The organism is Chryseobacterium pennae (genome assembly GCF_003385515.1).
In the GTDB taxonomy this organism is placed as follows: Bacteria; Bacteroidota; Bacteroidia; order Flavobacteriales; family Weeksellaceae; genus Chryseobacterium; species Chryseobacterium pennae.
Genome location: NZ_QNVT01000002.1, coordinates 274,605 through 288,501, shown reverse-complemented (window position 1 = coordinate 288,501; position 13,897 = coordinate 274,605). Strand labels below are relative to the sequence as shown.

Genomic DNA, 13,897 nt, shown 5'->3' with positions numbered 1-13,897 from the left:
CTATCAACATCTTCATATGAAAAAGCTTATCCTGTTTATTTCCATTTTATCTTTGTCCAAGGTTAATGCTCAGATTGACCCAGTTAAATATCCTACTTTTACAAATATTGAAGACGCTCTGAACAGCAAAAAAGCTGTTTACAGTATGAGCTTTAGGGAAAAAGGAATGTTTAATCTTCCTCCTCAAATCGTAAAACTGGATTCATTGTTCTTTTTAAATGTAATGGCAAATAAGCTTGAGAAAATGGATCAGGAGCTCTTTAGGTTAAAAGAACTGGAATTTTTGAATGTGAACGAAAACAGCATCAAATATATTCCCGATGAAATCAGTCAGCTCAGAAAACTCACCACATTCTCTATGAATTTGAATAGTCTGACAAGCATCAATCCTAATATAGCAAAGCTGCAAAATCTTAAGGTAGTTCATTTTGATGCCAATAATCTTAATACTTTTCCCGAGGCACTTATGAAAATTCCTACCTTGGAAGAAATAAATTTACAGGGAAATCAGATAAGTTTTATTGCCGACCGGTTATATCAGATCAAAAATCTGAAGTTTTTAAACCTGGCAAATAATCAGATCAATGATATGGGAGACCTATCATTTCCCCAAAATTTAAAATATCTTGAATTACAGCAGAATGCAATTGGCAGGCTTCCGGAAAATCTTTTTAAAGCCCGGGAACTTGAATTTCTGAATGCAAGTGATAACAATATCACTGAAATTTCATCCAGAGTAAAAGGATTAAAGAACATTGTAAGCATGAATCTGGCTAACAATAATCTGAAAGATATTCCTGTAGAAATCAGCCAGCTTAAAAATCTGAAAACTTTGATTCTTACAGGAAATCCTATAGAAAAATCCAGAATTGAAAAGTTAAAAACCTTACTTCCGGAAACCCAGGTCTATTTCTAGGCCTATCCGCCAACACGTTTGGTTTTATAACCCATATCTTTAAGGATAGCCATTATTTTATCACGGTTGTCACCCTGGATGATAATCGTTCCATCCTTCTCAGAACCGCCTATTCCTAAGGTGGTTTTTATTTTCTTTGAGATCTTTTTAAGGTCTTCTTCACTGCCTTCCCAGCCTTCAACAACCGTTACAGGCTTTCCGTTTCTTCCTTTCTTCTCAAATTTGCATACCAATGGTTCTTTCTGCTTGAATTCTTCTTCAGGCATTTCAAAATCCTGCTCTTCATGTGCAGGAAAAAGATTCTTCAATTGATCACGTAAGTCCATACCGCAAAATTAAAAAAGATTTATGGATTAGCCCGCGCAATCCTCATGAAAATTAAAGAAGAAAGTTTTTAAGCTTGAATTATTCTGCTTCAAAAGTAACAGATATGTTTTCGGATCCCAGTGCTGTTGTTAAGCCGGTTGTATTATTTATGGTGCCCAGTCTTGTATAGCTGTAGGAAGTTGGAATAGCTTTATAAAATAATACCAGTGTTTGTGATCCATATAACATCAGGTCACCATTTTTTATAGTCTTAGGACGCTCCATATTTGTTGGAAGATTTTTCGGTAGATCACTATACTTTTCATTTCCGTTGAGTTCAGTCATAGCTATCGTTAATGGTAACATTTCTTTAAATGCTTTTGCCGGATAATGATCTAAAAGGGTAGCGGTGAAAACCTGTGAGCCAACTTTTATTTTAATGGTGTCGTTTGTCACTGGAGAAGTATTTTCAGGGTTATTTACATTTTGAAGAGAGGATGAGACGCTGTACAGAACCATTGATATGCAAACTGAAATCATTAAAAATAATGGTCTCATAGCTGTTTTTTATTTTAAATTATCCTTAAAAAAAGCTTCCAGTTTATCAAAAGGAATAAGATTCGTTTTATCATATAAATCTACATGAACGGCATTAGGAATAATCACCAGTTCTTTAGGTTCAGCAGCCATTTTGAATGCATCTTCACTGAAATAACGGGAATGGGCTTTTTCTCCGGCAATTATCAGAAGTGGTCTGGGTGCTATTTCTTTAATATAAGTGAGGAGAGGTATGTTCATAAAAGACACTGCATTTGTAGCATTCCACGCACCGGTAGAATTTAGGGAACGTTCGTGAAATCCTCTTGAAGTTCTGTAATAATCGTAATAGTCTTTTACAAATTGTGGCTCATCACCTTTCAGTTTTTCAGCATTCAGTAAGCTTCCGGCATGAAAAACTCCTTCTTCAGCATCTTTCCAGCGCTGTTCTCCCAACTGTTCTAATGTTTTATTTCGTTGTTCAGGTGTCATAGCATCATAATATCCCTTTGACATTACTCTTGACATATCATACATGCTTGTAACAGCAACAGCTTTTACACGTTTGTCTATAGCCGCAGCATTCAGAGCAAAACCACCAAAACCACAGATTCCTATGATTCCTACCTTATTTCGGTCAATATTTCTTTGAATGCCCAGAAAATCTACTGCAGCACTAAAATCTTCAGTATTGATGTCGGGAGATGCTACATTGCGGGGCTCACCACCGCTTTCACCGGTATAGGAAGGATCAAATGCCAGCGTGATAAATCCACGCTCTGCCATCTGATTGGCATATAGTCCTGATGATTGTTCCTTTACAGCTCCAAATGGCCCACTGATGGCAATTGCTGGTAATAATTCCTTACTGTGGTATTTAGGAAGATAGAGATCGCCTGTAAGAATTATTCCATAACGGTTCTTAAACCTTACCTTCTGACGGGTTACCTTGTCACTTACTATAAAAGTATAATGTTCCGCTGTATTCATTTTTTGAATTTTTGATTTCTTGTCTTGTGCAAATACTTGTCCCATGGCTAGAAATATAATACACAGGCTTATTATTTTTTTCATAGTATGTCTTAGATCTGTTTAATTGTTTTCGCGGGAATCCCCCCAGCAATAGTGTTGTCCGGAACATCTTTTGAAACTACTGCACCGGCAGCAACTATTGAGTTTTCACCAATGGTTACCCCGGGTAAAATAGTTGCATTTGCCCCAATCCATGCATTTTTTTTAATGTGAATAGATCCAACCATTAAAGAGTGCCTGTCTTCAGATGAAACAGGATGTCCTTCAGACAATAAACTGACTTTGGGAGCAATCAGTACATTGTCCTCAATTGTAATTCCTCCTAAATCTAGGAAGGTACAATCAAAATTGATAAATACATTCTTTCCAATTCTGGTATGTTTTCCATAGTTGATGTAAAGTGGAGTAAATATATGGGTGCTTTTGTCAATCTCAGAAGCTGTTATTTGGCCTAGCAAATCTCTCACTTCGTCAGGATCAGAAGTGTTGTTCATCTGAATAAGCAGTTTTTTTGTCGAAAAAGATTGTTCCAGCATTTTATGAGCTTCAGGATCGTTGGCCGGAATGGTTTTTCCGTTTCGTAACCTTTCAAAAATATCTTGTGTCTGCATTGTTTTATTAATTTACTAACCCTGCAAAATTAAAGATAAAGCCTCACTGCTGTTTTGCTGTGAGGCTCAAACTACTTTTTCTGTAAAGCTCGTTTTTAGACCTTGTCCTTATATTTCTGTTGGTGGTACACCATATTGTTTTTTAAAAGCAGTGGAGAAGTGGGAGAGATTTCTGAATCCAACTTCCATATAAACGTCTTGTACCTTTTTCTTTTCTTCTTTTAGTTTTACATAGGCCATTTCAAGGCGTTTTTTTATCAGCCATTTCTGAGGAGGCAGGCTGCTGATCTTTTTGAAATCCCTTTTGAATGTAGCTAGGCTTCGCCCAGTGAGTGATGCAATCTGTTCCATATTCAGATCATCCATATAATTATTATTGAGAAACTCGAGAAGATCAATCTTCCATGGTTCGGCGAAATCAAAAAGGATGGGATAAAGTAATTCGTTGTTGCTGAGCAAGGCATAAATTCCTTCAAGCAACTTAAGGTGTACGATGCTTTCAGTTGGCTGAATATTGCTGTCAAAATAAGGGGTAAGTGATTGGAAAAGGCTTTCAATAGCCGGTGTAGACTTTAACTTAAACACTTTTTTATCAGAAACATTAATGTCCCTTGGAATTTCTGATGTATTGATCTTGCTATAAAAATCACGCAACACATTACGTTGAAATACCAATGAAATACCACTATACAGATTGTTACCCTGGCTGTTTTTATACATTTTTAAACGATGATCTCTTCGGATAAAAGCACAGTCACCTGCCTTTAGTTTTATTTTCCTGTTTCTGTCTTCAATCACTTGCTCACCGGAGTAAAGGTAAACCAAAACATGCTCTGGCTTAGAATGAACACAATGTATACCATGTTCAGAAAAGCAGGAAAGAAATATACCTGAATAACTTATAGTTTCTAATGTGTTGTCTGTCTGTGTTTCCATATTTCTATAGTATTCATTGTTATACAAATGTAAGGTTTTTGTAATGAGGTGATTTTGCTGTGCAGCTCAATTATTATTTTATATTAATGCGTACAATTTTTCATATTTTAAATCGTTAACATTAAAAACTAATATGAAGACCCACTACATTCTTCCTGCTTTACTTTTAGCTTTCGGGATGACAAACGCTCAAGCCGGTTTTTCCACAGATCCATTGAATGCTATTTTTGAAACAAAAGATACCGAAAACTTCTGGAAAGCATTTGATAAAATGGATACCTCAAAACAAAATCCATTCATAGACTATATGAAAAATGGTTCTCCCGGAGTGAAGGGCTTCACAGAAAACAGAATCATCAATGCAGACTCTTTATACACAATGGTAAAAAAGAGAAAAGCAGATTACCTGGAAAGCCGCAATGTTTTATCAGGGTTAAAACAAAAAGAAAAAAGAATCCGGTCCATTTACGCAGGAATGAAGTACTGGTATCCTGAAGCTAAATTTCCACCCATCTATTTTGTATACGGAAGATTCAATGCCGGAGGTACATTTTCCAAAGACGGTGTGATGATCGGAACTGAAAACCTTAGAAATCTGGATGGCATTGTAGGCCTTATTTCCCATGAGCAGGTTCATTTTCAGCAGGATATTAAAGGGAAAGATAATTTGCTGAAATATTGCCTTATGGAAGGGAGTGCAGATTTTATCAGTGAGCTGGTTTCAGGAGAAACTAATAACAGTCCGTTTTATCAGTATGGTGAGGCTCATTCTGACAAATTATACAGAGAATTTGTAACAGTATTAAAAACAAGCAGTCCCATGGATTGGCTTTACGGGACCACTAAAAAAGATGACCGTCCCAATGACCTCGGATATTGGATGGGATATAAAATTTCTGAAGCCTATTTCAATAAACAGACAGATAAGCATAAAGCAATTTGGGATATTTTAAATATTAACGATCCTTTATTGTTCTTAAAAGAAAGTGGCTTCTTAGATTCCTATATCAAAGAATACACAAAGAAAAACAATATGAAGTTCGAAGACTTTTTTAAAGAATAATTTCTCTTAAATTAGAATGAAAGCCTTTGTAATCATACATAGGTTTTTTGAAAATCTCCGATTTTCCTATCCATAAACATCCGTGTAAATCCGTGGGATCTGTGGGAACATAAAATCGTTCACTGTTTTTTTCTTTTTACTCGGAATAGATGATTAGAAAGAAATTTCAAGGTTTCAAATTCTTCTATTCATCGGAAATTAGGTAAATTTGTGTACTAAAGTTTTACAAAATGTCAAAAAAAGCAATATTAGCAATCCTTGACGGATGGGGACTGGGAACAAACCCTGAAGTTTCTGCCATAGACAAAGCAAATACACCATTTATAGATAGCTGTTATCAAAAATTTCCACACACAACCCTTGAAGCAAGCGGCCTGGCTGTTGGTCTTCCTGCGGGACAGATGGGAAATTCCGAAGTAGGACATATGAACCTTGGAGCCGGAAGAGTTGTTTATCAAAATCTGGTAAAACTGAATATGGCTGTTGAAAACGGAACACTGGGACAGGAAAAAGTGATCCAGGATGCTTTCGAATACGCTAAAAAAGAAAATAAAAAAATACATTTCATCGGATTGGTTTCCAATGGAGGAGTACACTCACATATCAATCACCTAAAAGGTTTACTGACTGCTGCAAAAGAATTCGGTTTGAATGAAAATGTATTTGTACATGCATTCACTGATGGAAGAGACTGTGATCCGCATTCCGGTTTAGGTTTCATTGAAGAACTTCAGGACCATATGGAAGCAACCACCGGAAAACTGGCTACCATCGTAGGAAGGTATTACGCAATGGACAGAGATAAGAGATGGGAGCGTGTAAAGCTGGCTTATGATGCTCTTGTAGAAGGAGTAGGAGAGCAGAGTACAGATGCATTGGCATCTATCCGAGCTTCTTATGACAATAAGGTAACGGATGAATTTCTGAAACCTGTCATCTTAATGAATACAACAGCTACAGGAAACATTGTACCGGTAGCAAAAATTATTGATAATGATGTAGTGATCTGCTTCAACTTCCGTACAGACAGAGGAAGAGAAATTACAGAAGTTCTTTCCCAAAAGGATTTCCCGGAATATTCAATGAAAAAATTGAACCTTAACTATATTACGTTAACCAACTACGATAAAACATTCCAGAATGTTCAGGTTGTTTTTGATGAGAATATTTTAACGGAAACAATGGGTGAAGTTTTGGAGAAGAATGGGAAAACTCAGATCAGAATTGCTGAAACCGAAAAATATCCCCACGTTACATTCTTCTTCTCAGGGGGAAGGGAAGAGGAATACAATGGGGAGAAAAGATTATTGTGCCCAAGTCCAAAAGACGTTCCTACCTATGATTTAAAACCTGAAATGTCAGCATACGATATAACCAATGCCATTGTTCCTGAACTGGAGCAGGGTACAGCAGATTTTGTATGTCTGAATTTCGCCAATACAGATATGGTAGGACATACAGGAGTATTTGAAGCTGCAGTAAAAGCTGCAGAAACAGTAGACGCATGCATCGAAAAAGTAGCCACTGCTGCTTATGAAAACGGATATGCAGTGTTCATTCTGGCAGACCACGGAAATTCAGATGTTATGCTGAATCCTGATGGCACTCCTAATACCCAGCACTCAACAAATCTGGTTCCTTTTATTGTGATGGATAAAGATCATACATGGAGCTTAAAGCCCGGTAAATTGGGGGATGTAGCCCCTACAATCCTTAATGTAATGGGGGTTGAAATACCAAATGCAATGACAGGAGATATTTTAGTTAGCTAAAATTCAATAATATTGTTAAAAAAATGCCGTTATATCTATATATCGGCATTTTTTTATGATTTATGTCAGATAAAGTATGAGTTGCATACTTTATTATGCGCTAAATAATAAATAAATCATATCTTTGTTAATTAAAACTGAATATAAAAATGTATCAAAAGCTTGTTAGGAAAGAAGTAATGGGATTATTGGAAAAGGAAGTAGGTTCTTTTCTTGATAAATTTTTAACTCCAATTGAAAAAATTTGGCAGCCTTCTGATTATTTACCAGACCCTTCAAGCGAAGAATTTAAACATGATCTGGAAGAAATTCAGACTTTTGCCCGTGAAATGCCTTACGATCTTTTTGTAACATTGATTGGAGACTGTATTACGGAAGAAGCTCTTCCTTCTTATGAATCTTGGTTAATGGGTGTTGACGGAATTAATCAGGAAGAAAAAGTAGGCTGGGCAAACTGGGTAAGAGCTTGGACTGCAGAAGAGAACAGACACGGAGACTTATTAAATAAATACCTTTACCTATGCGGTAGAGTAAATATGAGAGAGGTAGAAATTACCACTCAATATCTTATTAATGATGGATTCGACTTGGGAACAAGCATGGATCCATACAGAAACTTCATTTATACAAGTTTCCAGGAAACAGCAACCAATATCTCTCACAGAAGAGTAGGCACATTGTCTAAACAGTCCGGAAACGGAAAGTTAGCTAAAATGTGTGGTGTAATTGCTGCTGATGAAGCAAGACACGCAAAAGCTTACAAGCATTTCGTAGCTAAAATCCTTGAAGTAGATCCATCAGAAATGATTCTTGCCTTCGAAGATATGATGCGTAAGAAGATCGTAATGCCAGCTCACCTGATGAGACAGTCAGGACAGAAAGCAGGTGAACTTTGGGGACATTTCTCAGATGCAGCACAAAGATGTATGGTATATACCGGTCAGGATTATATCAATATTATGAAAGATTTGTTAGATGAATGGAAGATTGAGCACGTAAAAGGTCTTACAGAAAAAGCTGAAAAAGCTCAGGAATACCTGATGAAGCTTCCTGGAAGACTACAGAAGATTACCGACAGAGTTTCTACTCCGGATCTTCAGTTCCAGTTTAACTGGGTTAAGAGCTAGTAGCCCATATTATTATTTTAAATTATAAAAGTATTGAGTGCCTTTCTTTTTGGCACTCTTTTTTATTTCTTATCTTTGCAAAGCTAAAAAAAGAACAAAATGTTAAATAATAAAAAGATTGCTGTTGACTTTGACGGAACTATTGTTGATGATGCTTATCCGGGGATTGGGAAGGCAAAGATCTTCGCTTTCGAGACCTTGAAAAGATTGCAGGCAGAGGGATACAGGCTTATTCTTTGGACATACAGACACGGAGAAACATTAGAAGATGCAATAGAATTCTGCAAAAAGAATGGAGTAGAATTTTATGCAGTGAACTCAAGTTTCGAAGGAGAAGTTTTCGATTCTGAAAACCAATCCAGAAAGTTGGATGCAGACTGGTTCATTGATGATAGAAATTTAGGCGGATTCCCTGGATGGGGTGAAATCTATAATATCATTCAGGAAAGAATAGAATTCCGTGTAGAAGGAAAAGAAGTTTTAGCCTATTCAAAACTTAAAAAAGAAAAGAAAAAAGGCCTTTTCTGGTAGAATAAAAAATAACAATTTAACAGTGCACCGATTGAGCAATCATATTGTTACACTGATATATTAATACATTGGTAAATTAATACAATGATTCAATTAAAAACAATAGACGAACTGCGTCTGATGAAGGAGAGCGCCCGATTGGTTTCTAAAACATTGGGTATGTTGGCAAAAGAAATTAAACCGGGAATTACGACTTTATATTTAGATAAGTTAGCACACGATTTTATTAAAGATCATGGTGCCCACCCTGCATTCTTAGGATATGGAGGTTTCCCGAATTCTCTGTGTATCTCTCCGAATGAGCAGGTAGTTCACGGCTTCCCGAATAATGAAGTGGTAAAAGAAGGAGACGTTCTTTCCGTAGACTGCGGAGTAATCCTTAACGGATTTGTGGGAGACCACGCTTATACTTTCGAGATCGGAGAAGTAAAACCAGAGGTTAAAAAACTATTGAAAGTTGCTAAAGAATCTCTTTATAAAGGTATTGAGCAGTGTGTAAGAGGAAAAAGAATCGGAGATATTTCTAATGCTATCCAGAAACATTGTGAAAAAGAAGGATACGGAGTGGTAAAAGAATTGGTAGGACATGGTTTGGGAAGACAGATGCATGAAGATCCTCAGGTTCCTAACTATGGAAAACAGGGAAGTGGAAAGGTGATTAAAGACGGTTTGGCAATTGCTATTGAACCTATGATCAACCTTGGAACAGAAAAAGTAAAGTTCCACAGCGATGGCTGGACGGTAACGACTTTAGATAACCTTCCTTCTGCACACTTCGAGCATGATGTAGCAGTAATCAATGGTAAGCCGGTATTGCTTTCCACATTTGATTATGTGTATGAAGCATTAGGGATTGTAAGTGATGAAGAAAAAGCTTTCCAACTGGACTTTTAATGAAAAAGATAACTAAGCTTTTACTGAACAAAATTCCACGTCCGATGCTTATTAAAATGAGCATCTGGGCAAGACCGCTTATTTATCAGTTTTTCAAAGGAGATCAGTTTTATGATCCTATCGATGGAAGATCTTACCGAAAGTTTCTGCCTTATGGGTACGGGAAGCAAAGGGAAAATGCCCTTTCTCCGGGAACCCTAAGTCTGGAGAGACACCGCCAGATGTGGCTGTATCTTCAGAATGAAACCGATTTCTTCATTAAAAGTTATAAAGTTCTGCATATTGCTCCCGAACAGGAATTTTTAAGGAAATTCAAGAGAATGAGCAATCTGAATTATATATCAGCAGATTTATATTCTCCCATTGTTGATGTGAAAGCCGATATTCTTGATTTACCTTTTGAGGATAACAGTTTTGATATAATTTTCTGTAACCACGTTCTGGAACACATTGAAGATGATGCAAAAGCAATGAGTGAACTATACAGAGTAATGAAGCCAGGTGGATGGGGAATCCTTCAGGTTCCGATGAAAAATTCACTGGAAAAAACCTATGAAGATTTTACCATCAAAGATCCAAAGGAACGCCAGAAACATTTTGGCCAATATGATCACGTTCGTTGGTACGGAATGGATTATTTTGACCGTTTAAAAAAAGTCGGCTTTGAAACAGATGCGAACTTCTATTCGCAGAAATTTTCTGAAGAAGAAATAAAGAAGTACGGGTTGAGAAGCAATGAAATCTTACCTTTAGTCTTCAAAAAATAATAAGAAATATAAATATGGATACAAACAAAGCTAAGGCTGCAAAGTATCCTGAAATATAATCAAAAAACAAAACCGTCTTCATATCGAAGGCGGTTTCATTTTTAAATATAGATAGAAGTTTATATTTTTATCTTAGTGTGATGAAGACACAGCTTTTAATCCTACAACAGAACCAATAAGAGTCATAATAAAGAATACTCTCCAGAAGCTTACAGGGTCTTTAAAGAAGATGATTCCCATTAAAGCAGTTCCTACCGCTCCAATTCCTGTCCATACCGCATAAGCAGTTCCAATAGGTAACGTTTGTGTAGCTTTAATCAGAAGAAGCATACTGATAGTCATCGTTATCAGAAAACCGGTATACCAAAGATACATTTCCGTTCCTGATGTCTCTTTTGCCTTTCCTAAACAAGAGGCAAAGGCAACCTCAAATAATCCTGCGATAACTAATATTATCCAATTCATTTTTTAAAATTTTTCTACTGCAAATTTCAGGATTTGAATGGAGAAAACATTTTACAATTGTTAAAAAATGATGTTTTATATAAGAGGGAAGCTGGAGGCTGGGAGAGAGAAGTTTATGGTAGTTGGAATAGGGGATGTTCTGATGTTTAATTAATGGAGTTATTATTTGAAGGGAAGCTGGAAGCGGGAGGTTATGGTAGTTGGAATGGGTGATGTTCTGATGTTTAATCAATAGGGGTCTTTTTGATAGGAAGCTGGGAGAGGGAAGTTATGGCAGTTGGAATGAGTGGTAATTCTGTTGCTTAACTAATGAGAGCTTTTTAGATAAAAGCTATTACTGCTTCCTTTTATTTCAATAAATAATCATCAATATTGAGATCATGTAGTATATAATATCAATAGGAGCGGACTTTAGTCCGCTCTCAATATAAATAACCATTCCTTCGGCTTTAGCCAAAACTTAAAATGACCTTTAGATCAATTAATAAAATAGAGGTGTCTTTACAGACTACCATAAACTTCCATCCTCCCTCTTCCAGCTTCCATCCTCAAACACATAAATTATTTAATCTCCGCCCGGATTCTGCTCAAACTCACCTGTGTAATTCCAAGATAGGACGCAATATGCCCAAGCTGAACTCTTTTAAGCAGATCAGGTTGATACTGGATAATATCTTTGTATCGCTCCAGAGACGTTTTGAATTGTCTTGAAATAATCAGTTCTTCAGATTTTATCATTTCTGCTTCAGCCAGTTTTCTTCCCCAGTTGGCAATATGAATATCTTCATTAAACAGCTTTTTGAGATTATCTGTTTCCAGTCTGTACAGATCACAGTCTTCCAGTAATTCAATGCTTTCATAACCCGGTTTGTCTTCCACATAGCTTTTCATAGAAAGGACGCATTGACCTTCACTTCCAAACCAGAATGTAATATCATTATCAGAAGTGGAAGAATAGGCACGGGCAATTCCTTTCCTTATAAAATAGACATAGGGAATTACCTTATCAGCTTCCATCAGACAATACCCTTTCGGGTGTGAAACTTCGGTTATATATGCTTTTAAGCTATTTTTGGAGGACTCCGGAAGGATATAAATCTGGTCAAGAATCTGGTCTATATTCATAAAAGATGAATTCTAATATTCAAAAGTATCAGTTTTAAGTAATGCGATACAAAATTATTTTATGGTTTTTGTGAGAAATATATCAGCTGCCGGATAAAGAAAAGATTATGACGGGTATTGCGGTAAGGTTTATCTTTCGACAGCAGTCTCTACAAAGTATTTGAATAATGTTAAATTGTTTAGATCTTTACAGGATGATAAATAGAATGTTTTAGAAACCGCGGATCTTTTTATCATATCATACCATATAATTCTTCTTAGTAAAATAATATAAAAACAAATAACTCTCTTTTTTCTTTTAAATATTGAGATTAACCGTAAAGACCAATTTTGTTTTACTAACTTTGCAGTTCGTAATATTATTTTTATGCACAAAGCTGGATTTGTAAATATAGTTGGAAAGCCCAATGCCGGAAAATCGACACTACTCAACCAATTAATGGGAGAGAAACTGGCGATTGTAACGCAGAAAGCCCAGACAACCCGTCACCGAATTTTTGGTATTTATAATGAAGAGGACCTTCAGATTGTATTTTCAGATACTCCCGGAGTATTGGATCCAAAATACGGATTGCAGGAGAAGATGATGGATTTTGTAAAAGATTCCCTACAGGATGCGGATGTATTCCTGTTTATCGTTGATGTAACCGATAAAGCTGAACCTTCCGAATTTTTAATTGATAAATTAAATAAAATCCCTGTTCCTGTACTTTTACTATTAAATAAAGTAGATCAGACTGATCAGGCAGGCCTTGAAACATTAGTAGAAACCTGGCATAATAGGATTCCAAAAGCGGAAATACTTCCTATTTCTGCTCTGAATGCCTTTAATACTGAGGTTATTTTACCTAAACTAAAATCTTTATTGCCTGAAAATCCACCTTATTATGATAAGGATCAGTATACAGATAAACCAGAAAGGTTCTTCGTAAATGAAGCAATCCGTGAGAAAATCCTTTTAAACTATGATAAGGAAATTCCATATTCTGTGGAAGTAGTGACGGAGCAGTTCAAAGAAAAAGAAGGAATTATCTTCATTGACTCTATTATTTATGTGGAAAGAGATACCCAAAAAGGAATCATTATCGGACATAAAGGAGAAGCTATCAAAAAAGTAGGAACAGAAGCAAGATTAGACCTGGAGAAGTTCTTTTCCAAGAAAATTCACTTAAATTTATTTGTTAAGGTGAAAAAAGATTGGAGAAAGAACGATAGAGACCTTAAGAATTTTGGCTACAGATAGACTAAAAATGCTGTAAAGCCCCTTGTATTAAAAGATTTTTATTACCTTAGTCTAAATTTTTTAGTAGATGAACTATAATAATTCAAATTCGAGCTCAATACCTAAAGATATTATTTTATTAGTAGTAAGAGTATTTGCGGGTTTTGCAATGCTATCTCACGGATACCCGAAACTACAAATGTTGTTGGCAGGTGGAAAAATCGAATTCTTTGATTTTCTTGGCATGGGACCTCAGATTACTCTGGTTCTTACAGTACTTGCAGAATTTGTTTGTTCAATTCTGCTGATATTAGGGCTTTTCACAAGGGTTTCCTTAGGTTTCCTGATCTTTACAATGATCATTGCCGGATTTGTAGTTCATGGAGCAGATCCTTTTGAAAAAAGAGAAATGAGCCTTATTTATCTTTCGGTATACCTTCTTCTGATGATGACAGGAGCCGGAAAAGTTTCTGTTGATCATTTGATTGAGAGAAGAAAAAGAGCTTCAGACTGGTAAAAACATTACAATATATAATCAAAAGAGCATCTTCGGATGCTCTTTTTTATTGGAGTTATTTTTATAAATCTCTTTA

16 protein-coding genes are annotated in these 13,897 nt (G+C 36.1%); 9 read left to right on the top strand and 7 right to left on the bottom strand.

Going from position 1 to position 13,897, the window contains the following annotated elements; translation table 11 throughout:
- The first annotated feature begins 16 nt into the window (after window positions 1-16).
- Entirely contained in the window at window positions 17-916 is a 900-nt protein-coding gene (locus DRF65_RS03875) for a leucine-rich repeat domain-containing protein (RefSeq protein ID WP_115968928.1), read from the top strand.
- Window positions 917-918: 2 nt separating this feature from the next.
- Here the strand turns inward: DRF65_RS03875 and DRF65_RS03870 are convergent, their stop codons facing one another.
- From DRF65_RS03870 to DRF65_RS03850, 5 genes are all read right to left on the bottom strand, one after another.
- The gene (locus DRF65_RS03870) at window positions 919-1,242 is read right to left on the bottom strand and encodes a translation initiation factor (protein ID WP_115968927.1); all 324 of its coding nucleotides are present in this window, start codon (window positions 1,240-1,242) and stop codon (window positions 919-921) included.
- Between the two features lie 79 nt (window positions 1,243-1,321).
- Window positions 1,322-1,780, bottom strand: a complete 459-nt coding sequence (locus DRF65_RS03865; protein ID WP_115968926.1) for a cyclophilin-like fold protein — start codon at window positions 1,778-1,780, stop codon at window positions 1,322-1,324.
- A gap of 9 nt (window positions 1,781-1,789) precedes the next feature.
- Window positions 1,790-2,749 carry an alpha/beta hydrolase gene (locus DRF65_RS03860; protein WP_228438497.1) on the bottom strand — a complete coding sequence of 320 codons (960 nt, stop codon included), beginning with the start codon at window positions 2,747-2,749 and terminating at the stop codon, window positions 1,790-1,792.
- 92 nt (window positions 2,750-2,841) lie between these two features.
- A complete protein-coding gene (locus tag DRF65_RS03855) occupies window positions 2,842-3,402 on the bottom strand; it encodes a sugar O-acetyltransferase (RefSeq protein WP_115968924.1) in 561 nt (186 codons plus the stop codon).
- Between the two features lie 108 nt (window positions 3,403-3,510).
- Window positions 3,511-4,338 (bottom strand): helix-turn-helix domain-containing protein, encoded by an 828-nt coding sequence (locus DRF65_RS03850; RefSeq protein ID WP_115968923.1) that lies wholly within the window; start codon window positions 4,336-4,338, stop codon window positions 3,511-3,513.
- Between the two features lie 133 nt (window positions 4,339-4,471).
- Between DRF65_RS03850 and DRF65_RS03845 the strand changes: the two genes are divergently transcribed.
- The 6 genes from DRF65_RS03845 (at window position 4,472) to DRF65_RS03820 (ending at window position 10,492) form a co-directional block, all read left to right on the top strand.
- On the top strand, window positions 4,472-5,401 hold the full coding sequence (locus DRF65_RS03845; RefSeq protein WP_115968922.1) for a DUF2268 domain-containing putative Zn-dependent protease: 930 nt from the start codon (window positions 4,472-4,474) through the stop codon (window positions 5,399-5,401).
- 230 nt (window positions 5,402-5,631) lie between these two features.
- Complete coding sequence (gene gpmI, locus DRF65_RS03840) at window positions 5,632-7,173, top strand: 2,3-bisphosphoglycerate-independent phosphoglycerate mutase (RefSeq protein WP_115968921.1); 1,542 nt, start codon at window positions 5,632-5,634, stop codon at window positions 7,171-7,173.
- A 149-nt stretch (window positions 7,174-7,322) separates the two neighbouring features.
- Window positions 7,323-8,300 (top strand): acyl-ACP desaturase, encoded by a 978-nt coding sequence (locus tag DRF65_RS03835; RefSeq protein ID WP_115968920.1) that lies wholly within the window; start codon window positions 7,323-7,325, stop codon window positions 8,298-8,300.
- Window positions 8,301-8,399: 99 nt separating this feature from the next.
- A complete protein-coding gene (locus DRF65_RS03830) occupies window positions 8,400-8,831 on the top strand; it encodes a BT0820 family HAD-type phosphatase (RefSeq protein ID WP_115968919.1) in 432 nt (143 codons plus the stop codon).
- An 84-nt stretch (window positions 8,832-8,915) separates the two neighbouring features.
- The gene (gene map, locus DRF65_RS03825) at window positions 8,916-9,725 is read left to right on the top strand and encodes a type I methionyl aminopeptidase (protein ID WP_115968918.1); all 810 of its coding nucleotides are present in this window, start codon (window positions 8,916-8,918) and stop codon (window positions 9,723-9,725) included.
- Entirely contained in the window at window positions 9,725-10,492 is a 768-nt protein-coding gene (locus DRF65_RS03820) for a class I SAM-dependent methyltransferase (protein ID WP_115968917.1), read from the top strand. The genes map and DRF65_RS03820 overlap by 1 nt, the downstream gene beginning before the upstream one ends.
- 132 nt (window positions 10,493-10,624) lie before the next feature.
- Here DRF65_RS03820 and DRF65_RS03815 read toward each other — a convergent pair whose 3' ends face one another.
- Window positions 10,625-10,957: a DMT family transporter gene (locus DRF65_RS03815; RefSeq protein ID WP_115968916.1), complete on the bottom strand. Its 333-nt coding sequence runs from the start codon at window positions 10,955-10,957 to the stop codon at window positions 10,625-10,627.
- Window positions 10,958-11,518: 561 nt separating this feature from the next.
- Entirely contained in the window at window positions 11,519-12,082 is a 564-nt protein-coding gene (locus DRF65_RS03810) for a Crp/Fnr family transcriptional regulator (protein ID WP_115968915.1), read from the bottom strand.
- A 367-nt stretch (window positions 12,083-12,449) separates the two neighbouring features.
- Here DRF65_RS03810 and era point away from each other — a divergent pair, with 367 nt between their 5' ends.
- Complete coding sequence (gene era / locus DRF65_RS03805; protein ID WP_068943071.1) at window positions 12,450-13,325, top strand: GTPase Era; 876 nt, start codon at window positions 12,450-12,452, stop codon at window positions 13,323-13,325.
- Window positions 13,326-13,392: 67 nt separating this feature from the next.
- Window positions 13,393-13,821: a DoxX family protein gene (locus tag DRF65_RS03800; RefSeq protein ID WP_115968914.1), complete on the top strand. Its 429-nt coding sequence runs from the start codon at window positions 13,393-13,395 to the stop codon at window positions 13,819-13,821.
- The last annotated feature ends 76 nt before the right edge of the window (window positions 13,822-13,897 follow it).

What these genes read in the sequence shown, in the direction of transcription:
- DRF65_RS03875 (WP_115968928.1), top strand. Translation starts at nt 17, where the DNA reads ATGAAAAAGCTTATCCTGTTTATTTCCATTTTATCTTTGTCCAAGGTT.
- DRF65_RS03870 (WP_115968927.1), bottom strand. Translation starts at nt 1,242, where the DNA reads ATGGACTTACGTGATCAATTGAAGAATCTTTTTCCTGCACATGAAGAG.
- DRF65_RS03865 (WP_115968926.1), bottom strand. Translation starts at nt 1,780, where the DNA reads ATGAGACCATTATTTTTAATGATTTCAGTTTGCATATCAATGGTTCTG.
- DRF65_RS03860 (WP_228438497.1), bottom strand. Translation starts at nt 2,749, where the DNA reads ATGAATACAGCGGAACATTATACTTTTATAGTAAGTGACAAGGTAACC.
- DRF65_RS03855 (WP_115968924.1), bottom strand. Translation starts at nt 3,402, where the DNA reads ATGCAGACACAAGATATTTTTGAAAGGTTACGAAACGGAAAAACCATT.
- DRF65_RS03850 (WP_115968923.1), bottom strand. Translation starts at nt 4,338, where the DNA reads ATGGAAACACAGACAGACAACACATTAGAAACTATAAGTTATTCAGGT.
- DRF65_RS03845 (WP_115968922.1), top strand. Translation starts at nt 4,472, where the DNA reads ATGAAGACCCACTACATTCTTCCTGCTTTACTTTTAGCTTTCGGGATG.
- gpmI (WP_115968921.1), top strand. Translation starts at nt 5,632, where the DNA reads ATGTCAAAAAAAGCAATATTAGCAATCCTTGACGGATGGGGACTGGGA.
- DRF65_RS03835 (WP_115968920.1), top strand. Translation starts at nt 7,323, where the DNA reads ATGTATCAAAAGCTTGTTAGGAAAGAAGTAATGGGATTATTGGAAAAG.
- DRF65_RS03830 (WP_115968919.1), top strand. Translation starts at nt 8,400, where the DNA reads ATGTTAAATAATAAAAAGATTGCTGTTGACTTTGACGGAACTATTGTT.
- map (WP_115968918.1), top strand. Translation starts at nt 8,916, where the DNA reads ATGATTCAATTAAAAACAATAGACGAACTGCGTCTGATGAAGGAGAGC.
- DRF65_RS03820 (WP_115968917.1), top strand. Translation starts at nt 9,725, where the DNA reads ATGAAAAAGATAACTAAGCTTTTACTGAACAAAATTCCACGTCCGATG.
- DRF65_RS03815 (WP_115968916.1), bottom strand. Translation starts at nt 10,957, where the DNA reads ATGAATTGGATAATATTAGTTATCGCAGGATTATTTGAGGTTGCCTTT.
- DRF65_RS03810 (WP_115968915.1), bottom strand. Translation starts at nt 12,082, where the DNA reads ATGAATATAGACCAGATTCTTGACCAGATTTATATCCTTCCGGAGTCC.
- era (WP_068943071.1), top strand. Translation starts at nt 12,450, where the DNA reads ATGCACAAAGCTGGATTTGTAAATATAGTTGGAAAGCCCAATGCCGGA.
- DRF65_RS03800 (WP_115968914.1), top strand. Translation starts at nt 13,393, where the DNA reads ATGAACTATAATAATTCAAATTCGAGCTCAATACCTAAAGATATTATT.